The sequence below is a fragment of the Pseudomonadota bacterium genome, assembly GCA_037200975.1.
Classification (GTDB): Bacteria; Pseudomonadota; Gammaproteobacteria; order Steroidobacterales; family Steroidobacteraceae; genus CADEED01.
On record JBBCGI010000001.1, the window covers coordinates 2,242,899 to 2,260,853 of the forward strand.

The following is a 17,955-nucleotide window of genomic DNA, read 5'->3' on the forward strand; positions in this document are numbered from 1 at the left end:
GCCGGCCGGCCTAGGGGCGAGTCTGAGCGGCGTCAGCCGAGCGGCAGATGATGCGGACGGACGAGCATGTACCAGTCCTGGTGCTCCTGGAGGATCAGCGCAACGGCGCTGCGCACCGCGGATTGCAGGCGTTCCGGGCGCTGCTCCGCCGGCCCATCATTGGCCGCCCTGCGGATCTCGTCGATGGATTTCTGCAGCTCGATCGCGACTCGTTCGGACGCGGATTCCAGCCGATACGCCTCGGATTGAGCGAGCGCGCCGTGCAGCGCCGCCGCCAGTGCCGGGAACACCGTCGTGATCAGCGAGATCCAGCGCGAATGCACCAGCAGATGCGAGAGCGCGCCCAGCGCCGTCAGCGCGAACAGGCCGGCGGTGACGCGATGGATGCGATGCTGCAGCACGTGGGTACGCCGCGCGACACGGGTGTGATACGCCTGTTGCGATTGCAGCGTGCCGATGGCCCATGCGGCGTACGTCAGCACGAAGTGCGGATCGTTCCAGGCGCCCGCCAGCAGCTCGCGCGTGCGCGGTTCGTTGGCGCGGCACAGTGCGGCCACTTCGTCCGGCGTGGTGCTGTGCGCGATCGCCGGCATGACCCGCGAATACCAGCCCGCTTCGTCCGGCTTCGAGAAATCGACCAGTGGCGCGATCAGTGGTAGATAGGACGTGAACTCGGTGACGGTGCGCGCGCGCAGCCATCCGCCCTGCCAGTCGTTGCGATGGCCGCGCCAGTAGATCATCCACACCGCGCCGATGACCAGGATCTCCGCGATCACCCAGCCGGCGGCGTAGGAATGCATGTAGCTCGTCAGGTCGTCCCAGCCGAGCGCGAGCGGCATCATGGCGCACAACACCGCCAGCGCCGACAGCAGGTAGATAGCCCAGAAGCCGCTGCGGTAGCGGTGTCCGAGGCGGATGGCGAGCGCGTCGAACTCCCGGTGCGGGGCCGCGAGCGAGTCGATCAACGACCGCAATCTTTGCGGCGGCTCGGGAATGGTCGGCGCGGGCCCGGTATCGAGCCGTGCGCCGAGCAGCAACAGATTCTGGATGTTCTGATGCAGTGCCATCGTTCAGCTGACCACTTCGTAGGTCGTCGCAAAAACCCGCCGCGACACGATCCCGAGACTACCGTCGCCGTAGTCGACCAGCCAGTCCCCGGCGCGCCCGGTGAGTTTCGACTCGCCGTCGGCCAGCAGCACTTCGAAGCCCGATGTCATCGGCACCGCGAACACGCGGTTGGGCAGACTCACGTATGCGCCGTCCGCGCCCACCTCGGTCGACGTGGAAGGCCGGTACTTGTCGGGAAAACGCGCCTTCGACACGCGCCAGTGTTCGCCGTTGATGCCGGTGAGAATGGCGTCTCCGACCCGCGCATGCACGAGGCCTTCATTGGTCTGCACGGTGCAGGCTTCCTGCGCGAAACGCACCTGCACTTCGCGTTCGAGCTTGCGCGCAACCACGCGCTGCGGATTGCCACCAATTTCGTCGGTGTACCCAGGCCGGCCGCTGGAGCGGAATAACGGTGCGCCATCGGGACTCAATGTTTGCCTCTTCCGGTCCATGGAAATTGTCCGCGTTGCCCCTGCGCGATCAGATCGCGCCATAAACGCGTGGTGTAGAGATTCCGGTATTCCTGCGCAGTGCCGTCGATCAGTGCCGCGCCCTCGCGCAGCAGTGCCGCGCGCCGGTTCGCGTCGGTCGCGCCTTGCGCGTACAACGCCGCCGCGAGCCAGATTCGCGTCTCCATGTCGCCGTGGTTGCGCGCCTGCATGTCCCGGCGGCGTATCACCACAGGCTCGAGAATTTTCGCCGCCTCGGCCTTGCGGTTCTGGGCGATCAGCGTGAGCGCGATTTGCGTCGATACCAGGTCCTGGTCGGCCGCATCGACATTGCCGCCGAACTGCACTTTCTTGCGTGCCTCGAGCGCGGTGCGCGCGGAAACTTCCGCGGCTGGATAGTCGCCCAACATGAACTCGGCCCGGCTTCTGGTTAGGCTGTGGTAGTAGAGCGAAACGTCCCGCGAGCCTTCGCCCACAGCGGTGGACTCGGCCGACTCGATCGAGGGCAACATCTCCCGCTCGAGCCTCAGGGCCTCCTGCGGATCGTTGCGCATGATCGCGACTATCGCCGGCAGGCTGACGGTCGCGCTCTGCGCCCAGAGCGGCAGCAGGCTTTCATTGGGCACATTCGCGCGGATGATGCGCGTGGTTTCGACCATCTCCTGCGAAATCTTCGGAATCGCCGCGTAGTCACCGGCCTCGGCGCGCCTTTTCCCGAGCTGCCATAGAAATCGCGTTTTCGCCAATTTGAAACCGGCAGCGCCTTTTGCGGCCAGCCGTACGCTGTCGACGGCTTCTTCCCAGGTCTTGAGTGAATCCTGGATTCGTCCCACCGACCACTGCGCGTCGGAAAGCGACGCAAGCGCGGCGGCGAGGTTGTTCCGGGCCACCGTATTACCGGGGTCGAACGCAACCAGCTTCCGATGCGCGATGACGGCTCTGCGGCCCATTTCGAGCGCTTCCATCGGACGCATGTCGTCGGTCGCCACCACCGTGAGGTTGGCGAGGATCACGGACTGGCCGTACAGCGCGATCTTGTCGCTGGGGCGCAGTTCCAGGATCTGGTTCGCCAGCGCGTTGCCGTCCGCGCCGACCTTGCGGGCGTTGGCGCTGTCGCCGCCGCCGGCACTGGCTTGCACGATCCAGGCCGCGGCTTCCACGTAACGGTCCGCCATGTACAAGTTCGTGAGATCGCGGGCGCCGTGGCGCGTGGCGATGTCCATGGCCTTTCGCAGTGTCGGAATCGCGGCCAGGGAATCTGAAAAGTTGAACTGCTGGTGGTAACCGAGTTGTATCAGCAATCCCGCCTCGGCTTCGCGGACGGCCAGCGACGCATCGGGTTTGTCAGACAGTGGAGCGAGCACGTCCACCGCCCGCTGCGCGGTGGGTAGTGCGTTCGAGTCGCCATTGGCGCTCATGATGCGCGAGTTGATGCTGATACCGCGCGCCAGCGCAATGGTCGTTGCTTCGGAGGTATCTCCGGCCTCGCGCAGCCCGGTGAGCAGTTTTTCGGACTCGATGCCGGCGGTCGTGGCTTCATCGTTTTTGCCCAGCGTGCGCGCCACGCGGGCGTACTGCTGCAGGGCGATCGCGCCCATGCGGATCGTGGAAGGGCCCTTCAGCTCATCGGGCAGCGCGCGGAAGTAATCGACTTCGCGTTTGGCGAGATCGGCCACGACGTCGAGCCGGCCGGAGCTTTCGAGCTCGCGCGCGAAATCGTCGGTGAGGTAGCCGAGCAATTGCTCGGCCTGCTTGCGGGACTGCTGCGCGACGGCTTCGGCGCGCTTCGCGCGCTGCGTGCTCCAGTAGGCAAAACCGGCCGCGATCACGGCGCCCACCGCCAGCACGACGCACACGGTCGCGATCTGGCGCGCGCGGATCAACGCGGTGCGTGTGCGCTGGGCGCGTTCTTTCTGTTCGGCGAGCTGGCGTTCGGTGGCCTCGCGCGCTTCGCGCTCGAGCCGCACGTCGCGGCTGCTCTTGACCACGCCGCACAACACATCGTGCGTGAGCTCGACGCGGCGCACGTCGAGACGCTCCTCGATGCGCAGCAGGCGGCGGTTGACGAGAATCGCCAGCGTGCCGGGCGCGGCGCCCACGGCGTCGAAGCTGCGCTGCAGCCGTTCTTCCGCGACGTTCTCGCGGAAGCCGGAATCGGTGAGCAGTTCGTCTTCGATGATGCGGCGCACGGCGGCAGGTTGATCCGCGAGCGCGCGTTCGTAGAAGTTGCTCAGGATGCTCGCGTGTGAACCCGCGAGCAGGTCGAGCGAGATCTCGCTGCGGCCCTGCGCCTTGCGCGTGTCGTTCAATTCGCGGCAGATGAGGCTTAGCAACGACGGTTCGACTTCCGCGTTCGCGATTTCCGAGCCGCCCGCAACGAAACGCACGATGGCCTCGGCGACTTCCTCCGTCACGAGCTTCTTGCCGGGCAACATGACCGCGGCGAGACCTTGTTTGCCGTTCATGGGCGCCAGACGCAGACGGTTCTGCGTGACCGACGGCATGCCGGATTTCAATCCTTCGAGAGGCGCTAGATAGTCCTCGCGCAGGGAGATCAGCACGCGGTAATCGCTGCGCGCGAAATCGAAACGTTCGGCCATCGTTTCGTCGGCTTCGAGCTTTGCCTCGAATGACGCCGGCGGCCGGTTCTCGACGAGATCCGCCAGGTCGGCAATGAAACGCGCGGCGCGCGCGCGGCCGAATTCGTCCGACTGCGCGACGGTGAACACTTCTTCGAACTGGTCGAAGATCAGCAGCGGGATGAGCGTCTTGCCGTTCTCGTCCTGCAGCATGTCGTCGCGGTGATGCAGGAACTCCCACAATGTCTCGCCTTCGACGGCGACGCCGGCCTGTGTCCACTGGCCGGAGCGCCGCGCGGTTTTGGCGATCGCCTGCTTGAGCTGCTCGGCGGGCTCGGGCGCTTCCTTCGAATAATCGACGCGCACGTACACCGGACAATAACCCTGGTTGCGCAGACGCGGCACGAGGCCGGCGCGCAGGATCGACGTTTTGCCGAGACCGGATTGACCGAAAAGCACGGTGAGCAGCTTGCGCTGCACGCGGCGGGCGAGCTCGGCCACTTCTTCTTCACGCCCGTAGAAGTAGTCGCGCGTTTCTTCGGTGAAGGATGCGAGACCGATCCACGGATTGCTGTCGTCGATGGTCGCGACGGCTTCGTTCTCGATGTCGAGCTGCGCGTTCATGACTGGCGCGCCTTCATGAAGTCGCCGAGGCGCTGCGCGAACTCCGGTGTCACGGCGCCGCCGGGCAGTTCCGTGAAATGCAGCGCCTTGAATTTGTCGGGCACGAGCGCGTTGGCGGCATTCGTGGAATCGATGGTGACCGGCAGGATGAACAACGCGCCATCGGCCATGTTGCGCACGCGGTCCATCGCGTAGCTCCACTCGCGGCGGAAATACGCTTCGAGCCGGCGCTGCGTGGTCGCGGAGACCACGGGGATGAAATAGGAGCAGCGCGCAATGTTGCGCTGGATCTTGCGGTCGTAGTCGTCGCCCGATTCCAGGCGATCCATGTCGAACCAGACGGTGATCCCCGCGGCTTCGAGGCCCGTCTTGATCTGCTGGACGGCGGGCAGGTCTTCGCGCGCGTAGGAGATGAACACGGCGTTGTCGGGCATCTCGCGCGCGGGCGGCAGGAAACGTGTGGGGCCTGCCGCGTGCGCGGGCGCGGCCGACGACCTGCGACGGGCAGCCAGGCGATCGTGCAGCTCGGCGACGAAGCGTTCTGCGCCGACGTAGATGCGCGTGCGCACGCTCACCTGCTGCAGGAACGAGACCAAGCGCTCGTCTTCGCTGGTGTGATCGTCCGCCATGATTTCACCCACGTCACGCGGGTCGGAGAGCCGCTGGCGCTTGGCCATGCGCAGGAACAGCCGCGCGAGCCAGTTGGTGAAATTGCTGCCGATGAACAGCAAGTGGTTGTGTTCGAGCTCGTGGAAGAGTTTCTCCGGCGCGAGGTGTTCGCTCTGCAACGCGCAGATGAACTCCAGCAGGTCCTCGTCGGAAATCACGTACGTCGGCGATGCGGACAGCCGCCCGAACAGGTGGTAGACCACCGGCCGTTGCAGCCGGTCGCGCTCGGAGGGCAGATCCACCACGCGATTCGGGGCGTACGAGATCACCTCGGTGGATGGCGCGCCGCCGAAGCGCTCCCTGTTGATGGCCGCCTCGAGCAGTCCATCGAACGTGGTCGTGACGAACAGATCGAATTCCGGGATTGCCGCCAGGCGGCGCAGTGCTTCGGGCGGCTCGAAATTGGCGTCCTTCAGGATGCCGCGCAGCCGGACATAGGCTTCTTCACGCCGGCCGCGGGAGGCGAGAAACCAGCATACGACGTCGTTCAGCGTGTATTTGCCGGGCAGCTGGCTCAGGTCGACGTTGAGACGCTTCGCGAGTTTTTCGGCCAGCCAGTCGTATAACAGCCGCGGTCCGGATTCCGTGCCCACCATCAGCAGCTCGGGCCCGATGATCGGGATGACCCGGCGCTCTTCGATGTAGCTCAGCAGATCGTCCCAGGCGTCGTCATCCAGGACGGACAGCGGCATGAGGGACGTGGCGGTGGCGTGGGTCACGATGGCTCTTGTTCCAGTGGAGGTGATCGCTTGCTGCAGCGATCCATCGCCCAAACGATTGTCACCTAATCCATCGGGTATTGCAGCCCGGTCGCCTGCGACTTACGGCGGCGGCTTCAGATTCGGGTTCAGCCCTATGAAGGTGCCCGTCGCGCTGATGAGATGGCTGTCGAGCCAGGCGAGCGCCTCGGCTTCGTTCGTGAATATATCGCCGGCGACGCCGCGATTCTGCGCCATCAACACGCCGATCTTCTGCGGGTCGATGACTTCGGGCCGCGCCACCAGCGCCACGCGCAGATTCGGACCGGAGCTGCGGGCCCATTCCACCGCCAGCGAATGACGCGCAAAGATGCTCGGCTGACCGAAGCCGACCAGGCCCTTGGTGTTGACCAGCAGGTCGATGAGCTCGAGCCTGCGGGCTTCGCGCATGACGCCCGCGACCATCTCGACCGCCTGTTCGAACGAAACACGGGCCGACGGCCGGTAGAAGCCGCGTTTGCCTATCTGTTCGAAGTCCGGGATGTCCATGGGTGTTCGCCGGCGCAAGTGTGCTCCGCCCCGGGCGAGAACACATCAATCGCATGGTTTGGGTGGCTTCGGGCGCGGCGAAGCCGTGGGAGGATCGATCTTCCCTGACTACTTGACCTTGCGCAGCTTCTGGATGAGCTTGATCTGCTCGTTCATGCGTACCAGCTCCTTGAGAGCTTCCGCCTGTTCCAGTTTGTCCGTGGCACCACGCAGGGCGTCTTCCGCGCGCTGCTTGGCGGCTAGTGCCGCGGCTTCGTCGAGATCCTTGGCGCGCAACGCGGTGTCGGCCAGCACGGTGACCTTGTTAGGCTGGATCTCGAGCGCGCCGCCGCCGACGAAAAAATGCTGCTCGGCGCCATCGGGCGTCTGCACCCGCACTTCACCGGCCTTGAGCAAGGTGAGCAGCGGGGCGTGGCGCGGCGCGATGCCGAGCTCACCGTCCGCGCCCGGTGCGAACACCATGGACGCCGCGCCGCTGAAGATCTCGCCTTCGGCGGAAACGATGTCGACGTGGACGGTGTGCGCTGTGGCCATGGTCTATCTACCTTAGTTCAGCGTCTTGGCTTTCTCGACCGCTTCTTCGATCGAGCCGACCATGTAGAACGCCTGCTCCGGCAGGTGATCGTAGTCACCGGCCAGGATGCCCTTGAAGCCGCGGATCGTGTCGGCCAGCGAGACGATCTTGCCGTCTTGGCCCGTGAACACCTTCGCGACGTTGAACGGCTGCGACAGGAAGCTGCGTACCTTGCGGGCGCGGAACACGGTCTGCTTGTCTTCTTCGGACAGCTCATCCATGCCCAGGATCGCGATGATGTCCTGCAGTTCCTTGTAACGCTGCAGCACGGCCTGCACGCCGCGCGCGGTGTTGTAGTGCTCTTCGCCGACGACCAGCGGATCGAGCTGGCGGCTGGTGGAATCGAGCGGGTCGACCGCGGGGTAGATGCCGAGCGCGGCGACCTGGCGGGAGAGCACCACCGTCGCGTCCAAGTGCGCGAACGTCGTGGCCGGGGACGGGTCGGTCAAGTCGTCGGCCGGAACGTATACGGCCTGGATCGACGTGATCGAACCCTTCTTGGTCGAGGTGATGCGTTCCTGCAGCACGCCCATTTCTTCGGCCAGCGTCGGCTGGTAACCCACCGCCGACGGCATACGGCCTAACAACGCGGACACTTCGGTGCCGGCCAGCGTGTAACGGTAGATGTTGTCGACGAAGAACAGCACGTCGCGGCCCTTGCCGTTCGCCTGCGTCTCGTCGCGGAAATATTCGGCCATCGTGAGGCCGGTCAACGCGACGCGCAGGCGGTTGCCCGGCGGCTCGTTCATCTGGCCGTACACCATCGCGACCTTCGAATTCTCGAGGTTCTTCAAGTCGATGACGCCCGACTCCGCCATCTCGTGATAGAAATCGTTGCCTTCGCGGGTGCGCTCACCGACGCCCGCGAACACGGACAGACCCGAGTACTGCTTTGCGATGTTGTTGATGAGCTCGAGCATGTTCACGGTCTTGCCGACGCCGGCGCCGCCGAACAGGCCGACCTTGCCGCCCTTGGCGAACGGCACTAACAAGTCGATGACCTTGATGCCCGTGACGAGCAGATCCTGGCCGCCGGCCTGTTCGTCGTACGACGGGGCGGGACGGTGGATAGGCAGCGTTTCTTTCGCGGCGACCGGGCCGCGGTTGTCCTGCGGCACGCCAAGCACGTCCATGATGCGACCGAGCGTGGCTTGACCCACGGGCACGTTGATCGGCTTGCCGGTGGATTCCACCGCGAGGCCGCGCTTCAGGCCTTCGGAGGCACCCATGGCGATCGTGCGCACGACGCCGTCGCCGAGCTGCTGCTGCACTTCGAGCGTGAGGTCCACGTCCTTGAGCTTGAGCGCGTCGTAAACCCTCGGAATCGAATCGCGCGGGAATTCCACGTCGATGACGGCGCCGATGATCTGGGTAATTTTTCCTAAGGCCATGATGCTTAACCTCTAACTAATTCGTTACGTGCCGTATCAGACGGCAGCCGCGCCGCCCACGATCTCCGACAGTTCCTTCGTGATCGCGGCCTGGCGGGCCTTGTTGTAGATGAGCTGGAGCTCGCCGATGAGCTTGCCGGCGTTGTCCGAGGCGGCGCCCATCGCGATCATGCGGGCCGCCATTTCGCTGGCTACATTCTCGACCGCGCCGCGATAGACCTGCGATTCGATGTAACGCATCAGCAGGCCATCCAGGATCGCCGAAGCGTCCGGCTCGTAGATGTAGTCCCAGTGGTCCTGCAGATCGGCGCCTTCCACCGGCTCTACGGGAAGCAACTGCTGCACCTCGGGCTTCTGCGTCATCGTGTTCACGAAACGCGAATTCACCAGCAGCAGGCGGTCGATCTTGCCGTCCTTGTAGGCATCCAGCATGACCTTGACCGTGCCGATCAGGTCCTTGATGCGCGGCTGGTCGCCGAGACCCTGCGTGTTCGCAAGAATCGGATTCGGCAGGCGGCGGAAGAAGGCCGTGGCCTTGCCGCCGATCAGGCACATCGAGATCTGCGCGCTCTTGGACTGCCAGTCGCGCATGGCGAGCAGCGTGGCCTTGAAGATGTTGATGTTCAACGAGCCGGCGAGGCCGCGATCCGAGGAGATCACGATGATGCCGACGTTCTTCACATCTGCGCGCTCGACCAGGAACGGCGAGCGGTAGTCCGGATTCGCCTGGGTGAGGTTGCCGATCACCGCGCGGATCTTGTCGGCGTACGGACGCGCCAGGCGCATGCGGTCCTGGGCGCGACGCATCTTGCTGGTCGCCACCATCTGCATGGCCTTGGTGATCTTTTGCGTCGACTTGACGCTCAGGATCTTGGCGCGGATTTCTTTTGTGCCGGGCATCTAGCTAGTTCTCAGAACACGCCGTTCTTGAGGAAGTCTTCGCACAGCGACTTCAGCGCGGCCTCGTGCTTCTTGAGCACCGGCTCCGCGTTGACGGCATCGAGCGTCGCCTTGTGGGCCGACTTCGCGAAGGACTGCAGTGCGGCTTCCGCATCCACGACCTTCTTGCGATCGACCTTGTCGAAGAAGCCATTGTTCACGGCGTAGATCGACAGCGCCATTTCGGCCACCGACAGCGGGGCGTACTGCTTCTGCTTCATCAGTTCGGTGACGCGCGCGCCACGCTCGAGCTGACGGCGGGTGGCTTCGTCGAGGTCCGAGGCGAACTGCGAGAACGCCGCGAGCTCACGGTACTGCGCGAGGGCCAGACGGATACCGCCGCCCAGGCGCTTGATGATGTCCGTCTGGGCCGCGCCACCGACGCGCGACACCGAGATGCCGGCGTTCATGGCCGGGCGGACGCCCGAGTTGAACAGGTCGGTCTCGAGGAAGATCTGTCCGTCGGTGATCGAGATGACGTTCGTCGGAACGAACGCGGTCACGTCACCGGCCTGCGTTTCGATGATGGGCAGACCGGTCAAACTACCCGTCTTGCCCTTCACGGCGCCCTTGGTCACCTGCTCCACGTATTCTTCGTTCACACGCGCGCTGCGCTCGAGCAGGCGGCTGTGCAGATAGAACACGTCGCCGGGATACGCTTCGCGGCCCGGGGGGCGGCGCAGCAGCAGCGAGATCTGGCGATAGGCCACGGCCTGCTTCGACAGATCGTCGTAAATGATGAGCGCGTCTTCACCATTGTCCATGAAGAACTCGCCCATCGTGCAGCCCGAGTAGGCGCTGATGTACTGCATGGCGGCGGGGGTCGAAGCGGAGGCGGCAACAATGATGGTGTGGCCCATCGCGCCGTGCTCTTCGAGCTTGCGCACCACGTTCGCGATGGTCGACTGCTTCTGGCCGATGGCGACGTACACGCACTTAATGCCGGACGACTTCTGGTTGATGATCGTGTCGATCGCCATCGCGGTCTTGCCGGTCTGGCGGTCGCCGATGATGAGCTCGCGCTGGCCGCGGCCGATCGGGACCATCGAGTCGACGGCCTTGTAGCCGGTCTGCACCGGCTGGCTGACACTCTTGCGATAGATGACGCCCGGCGCCACGCGCTCGATGGGAGCGGTCTTCGTGGTCTTGAGCGGGCCCTTGCCGTCGATCGGGTTGCCGAGCGCGTCGACCACGCGGCCTAACAACTCGCGACCCACCGGCACTTCGAGGATGCGGCCCGTGGTCTTCACGGTGTCGCCTTCGCGGATGCCCTTGTAGTCGCCGAGCACCACCGAGCCGACCGAGTCCTGCTCGAGGTTCAGCGCGAGACCGAAGATGTTGCCGGGGAATTCGATCATTTCGCCGTAGCGAACGTCCGCCAGCCCGTGGATGCGGCAGATGCCGTCCGTCACCGTGACGACGGTGCCGACATTGCGCGCTTCACTCGCGGACTTGAAGTTCTCGATGCGTGACTTGATGAGGTCACTGATTTCGGATGCTTTGACGGACATGTTCTGAATCCTCGGAAATACTTATGCGGTCAGTTCAGTAGCCAGGCGTTCGAGCCGGCCCTTGATCGAGCCGTCGATCACGAGATCGCCGGCCTTGAGGACGGCGCCGCCTAACAAGCTGCCGTCGACCTTGGTGTGCAGGCGCACCGAGCGCCCCAGTTTCTTCTGCAATGCCGCGACGTAACGGCTCTCCTGGTCGGAGTTGAGCGCGGTCGCGGAGATGACTTCGACATCCACCGCGTTTTCCACGTCCGCCTTCATCTGCTCGAACAGCGCCGCGATCTCGGGGAGGAATCCGAGCCTGCGGTTCTGCGCGAGCAACGAGATGAAGTTGCGGCCGTACTCGTCGAGACCGGCACCCACGATGCCGGTGACGAACTCGGCCAGCTGCGCGGCCGTCACGTGCGGGCTGCCCAGCAAGGCATGCACGCGGGCGTCGGCGACGACTTCGGCGGCACGGATCAGGCTCGCCGACGTTGCCGCCAGCGTATTGCCCTTGCGTGCGAGCGCGAAGATCGCTTTCGCGTACGGCCGTGCGGTTGTGGTGCGCTCTGCCATCTAGAGTTTCGCCGCCAGCTGATCGAGCAGCTCGCCGTGCGTCTTCGGGTCGATCTCTTTTTCGAGGACGCGTTTGGCGCCCGCGACCGCGAGACTGACGACCTGGCCACGCAGGCTGTCGCGCGCGCGATTGCTCTCGAGTTCGATCTGCGACTTGGCCGAGGCCAGCGCCTTCTCACCCTCGAGGCTCGCGGCCTTGCGTGCTTCTTCGACGATCTGGTTGGCCTGCGTGCGCGCCTGCGATTCGATCGCCAGCGCCCGGGTGCGGGCTTCCTTGATCACGTCGTCGGCGCGGCTCTGCGCTTCGGACAGGCCCTTCTGGCCTTCTTCCGCGGCGGCGAGACCGGCGGCGATCTTCTTCTCGCGCTCGTTCATCGCACCGAGAATGATCGGCCAGATGAACTTCATCACGACCCAGATGACGATGGCGAACACCAGCATCTGGACGATGAGAGTTACTGTGATATTCACGCGCGTCTCCTCGACGAACTAACTATTGCTTACTGGGCAACCGGGGTGAGCGGGCCCAGGAACGGGTTCGCGAACGTGAAGAAGAGCGCAAAGCCGATGCCGATCATCGCGACCGCGTCGAGCAGACCGGCGACGATGAACATCTTCACCTGCAGCGCCGGGGTCAGTTCCGGCTGGCGCGCGGCGCCTTCCAGGAATTTTCCGCCGAGCAGACCGAAGCCGATGGCGGTTCCGAGCGCGCCCATGCCGAAGATGATGCCGACGGCGAGAGCGGTGAGACCTTGAATGTGAGCGTATTCAGCAATGTGTTCCATGTTTCCTCCAACCAAAATTTACGATGATCAGTGATGAGTCTCGTGCGCCTGTGCCAGGTACACGATCGTCAACACCATGAAAATGAACGCTTGAAGCGGGATCACCAGGATGTGGAACAGGCCCCACGCGGTTCCCATGATCAGCTGGCCGATGGCGCCGCCGATGCCGCCGAATGTATTGATCGCAAAGCTGCCGCCGAGCACGGCGAGCAGCAGGAAAATCATTTCGCCCGCGAACAGGTTGCCGAACAGACGCAGGCCGAGCGACATCGGGCGCGCCAGGTGTTCGATGATGTTGAGCAGCAGGTTGAACGGCATCATCCACTTGCCGAACGGATGCGTGAGCAGTTCCCAGATGAACCCGCCGGCACCCTTGATCTTCACGCTGTAGAACATCACCAGCAGGAAGACCGTGATCGACATACCCAGCGTGATGTTGAGATCGGTGCTGGGCACGACCTTAAGGTGCTCGATACCGACCTTGTGAGCGGCCTGCGGCAGGAGGTCGACGGGCAGCAGATCCATGAAATTGAACAGCAGCACCCAGCAGAAGATGGTGAGCGCGAGCGGCGCCACGAGCTTGCTGGTGCCGTGGAAGGAGTCGCGGACCTGGGTGTCGACGAAATCGACCAGCACTTCGACGAACAACTGCGCCTTGCCCGGCATGCCCGACGTGGCCTTGCGCGCCACCATCAGGAAGAAGCCGACGAACACCACGGCGAGCAGCACCGAGAAGAAAATGCTGTCGACGTTGTAAGACCAGAAACCTTCGCCATGCCGGAGATTGGCCAGATGGTGAACGATGTATTCGTTCGAGGTCTGCTCGTGCGCGGCATTTTCTACGGCTGCTGACATCTATCTCGTTCCTAACGCTTCGCGGCGGTGGCAGTGCCCGCCAGAGGGGGCAGCGCATTCGCCAGCGCAATCCAATACACGAACAAGGTTGCGATATACGTGCCGAACAAAGCGGCGAACGAAACCTTGAAAGTCACAAACACGATCACGAACAGCGCCACGGTCACCGCGAGCTTCAAGCCCTCGCCCAGGTAGAAGGCGCGCGCCACGCGCGCCGCATCGGCACCCGCCGGAGAACCGAAGGCGAACAACGCGAGAACCGCGCTGGCCGCCGCGGAAATGCCACCGCCCGCGAGCGCCGACAAACCGGCGACACGACCCCACACCGCAAAGCAAATTGCCGCAGCCACGACCGTAACGACGACCTGACCGAGCACTACGCTTCCGGCCAGTCGCCTCGCTTGGGGCAACTCGAGGGTGACCACGACACTCCTACTGCAAGTCGACAATCTTTGAACACAACTTCGGGCCCACGGAGGCCGCAGGCGTGATCAGCTGTGTTCGAAAATTGTTTGGCTTGGCAACGACTTACGTGTGCCTTGGGCCAGGGGCGCGAATTATATACGCCGACCCCTGCCCCTTCAACAAAAAAGCCGCAGGAAAACACGATATTTCCGCGGGTCTTTTACGAATAGGTGGGTGGTGCCCGGCGCGGCTCGTTGCCTCGCCTGTGCAGCAGTCGTCTAGTATCGGGCGACTCCACTCCCTGGACCTCGCCCATGCTCAAGACCTTCGTTGCAACGGTTGCCCTCGCCTTTTGTGCCACCGCCGCCGCCGCGGAGCCGAAATCCCGGGGGGACGAGCCTGAATTTCGCGCGCTCTACAAAGAGCTGATCGAAACCAACACCGCCTTGTCGAATGGCAGCTGCACGCTGGCGGCCGAACGCATGGCCGCGCGCCTCAAGGCAGCGGGAATCGGGCAGGTCCAGGTCTTCACCGCACCGGATCATCCCCGTGAAGGCGGTCTGGTCGCCTCATTCCCCGGCAGCGATCCGAAAGCAAAGGCCATGCTGCTGCTCGCCCACCTCGACGTGGTCGAAGCCAAACGCGAAGACTGGACCCGCGACCCGTTCGTGCTGGTCGAGGAGAACGGCTCGTTCTACGCGCGTGGCGCGGTGGACGACAAGTCCGAGGCGGCGATCTGGGTGGACACGCTCATCCGCTACGCAAACGAGAAGTTCAAGCCGCGGCGCACGATCAAGCTCGCGTTGACCTGCGGCGAGGAAACCGCCGGCGCATTCAACGGCGCGCAGTGGCTGTCGAAGAATCACCGCGACTGGATAGACGCCGAGTTCGCGCTCAACGAAGGCGCGTGGGGCGAGATGGACGCGCAGGGCAACCGCGTCTCGATGAACGTGCAGGCCGGCGAGAAGGCCGCGCAGAACTATCTACTCGAGGTCACCAACCCCGGCGGGCACAGCTCGCGCCCGCGCAAGGACAACGCCATCTACCGGCTGGCCGCCGCGTTGCCGCGCATCGAGGCGTATGAATTTCCCGCCCAGTTCACCGATGCGAGTCGCGCGTATTTCGCCGGCATGGCGAAGATCCAGGCGGCCAGAGGGAATACCGACGTCGCGGCGGCGATGAACGCCATCGTCGCGGATCCGAACGATGCACAGGCGCTCGCGCTGGTGTCGGAAAAAGACGTGAGCTGGAACGCCACGCTGCGTACGACCTGCGTTGCAACCGTGCTCGACGCGGGCCACGCCACCAACGCGCTCCCCCAGCGGGCGCGTGCCAACATCAACTGCCGGATATTTCCCGGCGTGACTCCCGAATCGGTGCGCGACCAGCTCGAGAAACTGGTTGCCGATCCTGCCGTGAAGGTCACGATGCTGGAAGTACGCGGCGAGCCTTCCGCGCCGCCGCCGCTCAGCTCGAAAATCATGGCGCCGTTCGAGAAGCTGAACGCGCAGTATTTCCCCGGCGTGCCGGTACTGCCGGTCCTGCAGGCCGGTGCCACCGACGGGCTGTACCTGAACGGCGTGGGAATCCCCACCTACGGCATCGGGCCGCTGTTCATGGGCCCGGACCTCGGAAACATTCATGGGCTCAATGAATACGTGGGCGTGAAATCGCTGCTGGATGCACGCGCCTTCCTCTACGACCTCGTGAAGATCTACTCGATGCAGAAATAGCCGCGAATGGCGGGCGGCTAATCGAGGCTGTAGACGCGCAGCGCGCGGATGCGCAGATGGCTGAACGTCGTGCGCAACGCGAACCATCCTTTGGTGTAGGGCTCGCGATCCATCATGCGCAACAGCGGCTGGCCGTCACGGCGAAACTCGATGTTCGTGCCGTTCGCGATGAGGACGATGATTTGTTTGCGGTTCGGCATCAACATGGCCGACCGCGCCGACAGATTGTGCTGGGGCAGCAGGGGCCGCAGCGACGGATCGCCGGTATAGCGGCGGAACCGCGTCGCCGTATTCCGATTGCCGCCGAGACTCACGTAATACGTGCGCAGGTTGTCGTATTGCGCAAAGGCACCGCTTCGCGACGCGGCAAAAACCGGCTCGACGCCATCCGGATTGTTGGCCATCCAGAAGACGCTGAGATCGCTGACCTGGTCGTTGGGTCCGCCGGCAGCAACCGCGGTGGCTTCGAATTCGATGGCCACCGCACCCTGGAGCTTCGGTTTGAACCACAGCGTCGCTCCCGCGGGCACATCGATTTCGAGCGTGCCGTTGGCGGCTTCGATGCGGCCGGGCTTTTCTGCCTCGATCTGCCAGTTGTCGAGACCGGTCTCGAAATCATCCGAATACAACACGTCGCCGAATTCGGGGCGCACGGCGCAACCGCACAGGGCCACGCATGCGAGCGCAGCGGCCAGCGCACTAGTGAATGTGCGCGAGGATCCCGTCGAGCTCATCTAACGAGTGGTAGCTGATCACGACCTTGCCCTTGCCCGAGCCGCTGTGCTCGATCTGCACCTTCGCGCCGAGTTTTTCCGACAACTCGTCCTGCAGCCGCCGCACATTGGGGTCGAGCGCCTGCGGATCTTTCGCGGCCGCAGTGCCGCCCGCGGCCTTGGCCAGCATGCTGCGGACCAGCGCCTCGGTCTCGCGCACGGAGAGGCCCTTCTTTGCGACCAGCGCGCCGACTTCGATCTGGTGCCGGCGCTGAGTGAGCCCGAGCAGCGCGCGTGCGTGACCCATTTCCAGCTCGCGTTTTTCGACGTACGCGGTGATCTCGGGTGCAAGCTCGAGCAGGCGCAGCAGGTTCGACACCGCCGCGCGCGAACGGCCGACCGCGTCCGCGGCCTGCTGGTGCGTGATGCCGAATTCGCCGATGAGCCGTTCGAGCGCACGCGCTTCTTCGAGCGGATTCAGGTTTTCGCGCTGGATGTTCTCGATGAGCGCCATCGCGATGGCGGCTTCGTCGGGCACCTTGCGGATGACCGCCGGCACGGTTGCCAGCCCGGCCAGTTGCGCGGCGCGCCAGCGACGCTCGCCCGCGATGATCTCGTAACGTTGCGATTCGCCGGCCGCGGCGCCCTCGACGGCGCGCACGACGATCGGCTGGATGATGCCCTGCGCCTTGATCGACGCGGCGAGTTCTTCCAGAGACTCCTGACGCATGTCGACGCGCGGCTGGTATTTGCCTCGTTGCAGGAGATCGAGCGGCAGATGGGCGAGCTCATCGCCCGGGAGCCTGGCGGGCGGCGGCGGCGCGGAACCGGGCGCGGCCGGCGCCGGCGCAGGCCGGTTGGACATCTGCCCGAGCAGTGCCTCGAGTCCTCGTCCCATGACCGGTTTCTTCAGGCTCATGGGGCGCGATGATATCGGCTCAATTCAGCGGATGCTCGCCTTCGGGAGCGGCGGCTTCGCCGGACGGCGGCGGGGCCGATCCGGACTCCGCGGCCGCGTCATCGTCCTTGCGCAGCATCTCGCCCGCGAGCGCGAGATAGGCGAGCGCGCCGCGCGAGTCCTTGTCGTGCTGCAGGACGGGCTTGCCGAAGGACGGCGCCTCGGCGAGCCGCACGTTGCGCGGCACGATGGTGCGGAACACCTTGTCGCCGAAAACCGTGATCAACTGGCTGCTGACCTCGTTTGCCAGGTTGTTCCGCGGATCGAACATCGTGCGCAGGATGCCTTCGATCTCGAGCTCGGGGCTCACGGAGGCCTTGATCTGCTCGATGGTGCCGACCAGGGCGGTGAGCCCTTCGAGCGCGTAGTACTCGCATTGCATCGGGATCAACACGCTCTGCGCCGCGACCAGCGCGTTCAACGTGAGCATGTTCAACGCCGGCGGACAGTCGATGATGATGACTTCGTACTGGTCCTGGATGGGTTTGAGCGCGTTGCGCAGCCGCAGCTCGCGGCCCGCCATGGTAGTTAGTAGCCTGACTTCCGCGGCGGTCAGGTCCTGGTTGGACGGCATCAGCGACAGGCCGGGCGTCGACTCGAGCGCGATGATGACGTCGGCGGCCTCCGCCTCGCCTAACAACACGTCGCCGGTGCCGCGCTGGATCTGGGATTTCTCGACGCCGCAGCCCATCGTGGCGTTGCCCTGCGGGTCGATGTCGATCAGCAACACGCGCCGGCGCGTCGCGGCGAACGAGGCCGCGAGATTCACCGCGGTGGTCGTCTTGCCGACGCCACCCTTCTGGTTCGCGACCGCGATGATGCGCTTCATGGCGGCGATCTTACCCCGGGTACGAG

Annotated in this window: 18 protein-coding genes; 1 reads left to right on the plus strand and 17 read right to left on the minus strand. The window is 64.5% G+C overall.

Annotation, left to right across the window (positions count from 1 at the left end; genetic code table 11):
• Positions 1–32 precede the first annotated feature (32 nt).
• From WDO72_09980 to WDO72_10045, 14 genes are all read right to left on the minus strand, one after another.
• A complete protein-coding gene (locus WDO72_09980; protein MEJ0086001.1) occupies positions 33–1,067 on the minus strand; it encodes a hypothetical protein in 1,035 nt (344 codons plus the stop codon).
• Between the two features lie 3 nt (positions 1,068–1,070).
• Complete coding sequence (locus tag WDO72_09985; GenBank protein ID MEJ0086002.1) at positions 1,071–1,562, minus strand: PGDYG domain-containing protein; 492 nt, start codon at positions 1,560–1,562, stop codon at positions 1,071–1,073.
• A complete protein-coding gene (locus WDO72_09990; GenBank protein MEJ0086003.1) occupies positions 1,538–4,762 on the minus strand; it encodes a hypothetical protein in 3,225 nt (1,074 codons plus the stop codon). The genes WDO72_09985 and WDO72_09990 overlap by 25 nt, the downstream gene beginning before the upstream one ends.
• Complete coding sequence (locus WDO72_09995) at positions 4,759–6,150, minus strand: toll/interleukin-1 receptor domain-containing protein (GenBank protein ID MEJ0086004.1); 1,392 nt, start codon at positions 6,148–6,150, stop codon at positions 4,759–4,761. The genes WDO72_09990 and WDO72_09995 overlap by 4 nt, the downstream gene beginning before the upstream one ends.
• Positions 6,151–6,252: 102 nt before the next feature.
• Entirely contained in the window at positions 6,253–6,678 is a 426-nt protein-coding gene (locus tag WDO72_10000) for a hypothetical protein (GenBank protein MEJ0086005.1), read from the minus strand.
• Positions 6,679–6,786: 108 nt separating this feature from the next.
• Positions 6,787–7,212: a F0F1 ATP synthase subunit epsilon gene (locus WDO72_10005; protein ID MEJ0086006.1), complete on the minus strand. Its 426-nt coding sequence runs from the start codon at positions 7,210–7,212 to the stop codon at positions 6,787–6,789.
• A gap of 12 nt (positions 7,213–7,224) precedes the next feature.
• Positions 7,225–8,643, minus strand: a complete 1,419-nt coding sequence (gene atpD, locus WDO72_10010) for a F0F1 ATP synthase subunit beta (protein ID MEJ0086007.1) — start codon at positions 8,641–8,643, stop codon at positions 7,225–7,227.
• A 36-nt stretch (positions 8,644–8,679) separates the two neighbouring features.
• Positions 8,680–9,543, minus strand: a complete 864-nt coding sequence (atpG, locus tag WDO72_10015; GenBank protein MEJ0086008.1) for a F0F1 ATP synthase subunit gamma — start codon at positions 9,541–9,543, stop codon at positions 8,680–8,682.
• 11 nt (positions 9,544–9,554) lie between these two features.
• The gene (gene atpA / locus WDO72_10020) at positions 9,555–11,093 is read right to left on the minus strand and encodes a F0F1 ATP synthase subunit alpha (protein MEJ0086009.1); all 1,539 of its coding nucleotides are present in this window, start codon (positions 11,091–11,093) and stop codon (positions 9,555–9,557) included.
• A gap of 21 nt (positions 11,094–11,114) precedes the next feature.
• Positions 11,115–11,651, minus strand: coding sequence for a F0F1 ATP synthase subunit delta (locus WDO72_10025; GenBank protein ID MEJ0086010.1), 537 nt, complete (start codon positions 11,649–11,651; stop codon positions 11,115–11,117).
• Positions 11,652–12,122 (minus strand): F0F1 ATP synthase subunit B, encoded by a 471-nt coding sequence (locus WDO72_10030; protein ID MEJ0086011.1) that lies wholly within the window; start codon positions 12,120–12,122, stop codon positions 11,652–11,654.
• A gap of 29 nt (positions 12,123–12,151) precedes the next feature.
• Entirely contained in the window at positions 12,152–12,436 is a 285-nt protein-coding gene (gene atpE / locus WDO72_10035) for a F0F1 ATP synthase subunit C (protein ID MEJ0086012.1), read from the minus strand.
• Between the two features lie 27 nt (positions 12,437–12,463).
• Positions 12,464–13,291 carry a F0F1 ATP synthase subunit A gene (atpB, locus tag WDO72_10040; GenBank protein MEJ0086013.1) on the minus strand — a complete coding sequence of 276 codons (828 nt, stop codon included), beginning with the start codon at positions 13,289–13,291 and terminating at the stop codon, positions 12,464–12,466.
• Positions 13,292–13,302: 11 nt separating this feature from the next.
• Complete coding sequence (locus WDO72_10045; GenBank protein MEJ0086014.1) at positions 13,303–13,716, minus strand: ATP synthase subunit I; 414 nt, start codon at positions 13,714–13,716, stop codon at positions 13,303–13,305.
• A 294-nt stretch (positions 13,717–14,010) separates the two neighbouring features.
• On the opposite strand from WDO72_10045, the gene WDO72_10050 reads away from it, so the two are divergent.
• Positions 14,011–15,429 (plus strand): M20/M25/M40 family metallo-hydrolase, encoded by a 1,419-nt coding sequence (locus tag WDO72_10050; protein MEJ0086015.1) that lies wholly within the window; start codon positions 14,011–14,013, stop codon positions 15,427–15,429.
• Positions 15,430–15,446: 17 nt separating this feature from the next.
• Here WDO72_10050 and WDO72_10055 read toward each other — a convergent pair whose 3' ends face one another.
• Genes WDO72_10055 through WDO72_10065 form a run of 3 tightly spaced genes read right to left on the minus strand, consistent with a single transcriptional unit; the run spans position 15,447 to position 17,929 of the window.
• On the minus strand, positions 15,447–16,163 hold the full coding sequence (locus WDO72_10055) for a DUF6250 domain-containing protein (GenBank protein MEJ0086016.1): 717 nt from the start codon (positions 16,161–16,163) through the stop codon (positions 15,447–15,449).
• On the minus strand, positions 16,129–17,061 hold the full coding sequence (locus tag WDO72_10060) for a ParB/RepB/Spo0J family partition protein (GenBank protein ID MEJ0086017.1): 933 nt from the start codon (positions 17,059–17,061) through the stop codon (positions 16,129–16,131). The genes WDO72_10055 and WDO72_10060 overlap by 35 nt, the downstream gene beginning before the upstream one ends.
• A 19-nt stretch (positions 17,062–17,080) precedes the next feature.
• A complete protein-coding gene (locus WDO72_10065) occupies positions 17,081–17,929 on the minus strand; it encodes a ParA family protein (GenBank protein ID MEJ0086018.1) in 849 nt (282 codons plus the stop codon).
• Positions 17,930–17,955: the final 26 nt, after the last annotated feature.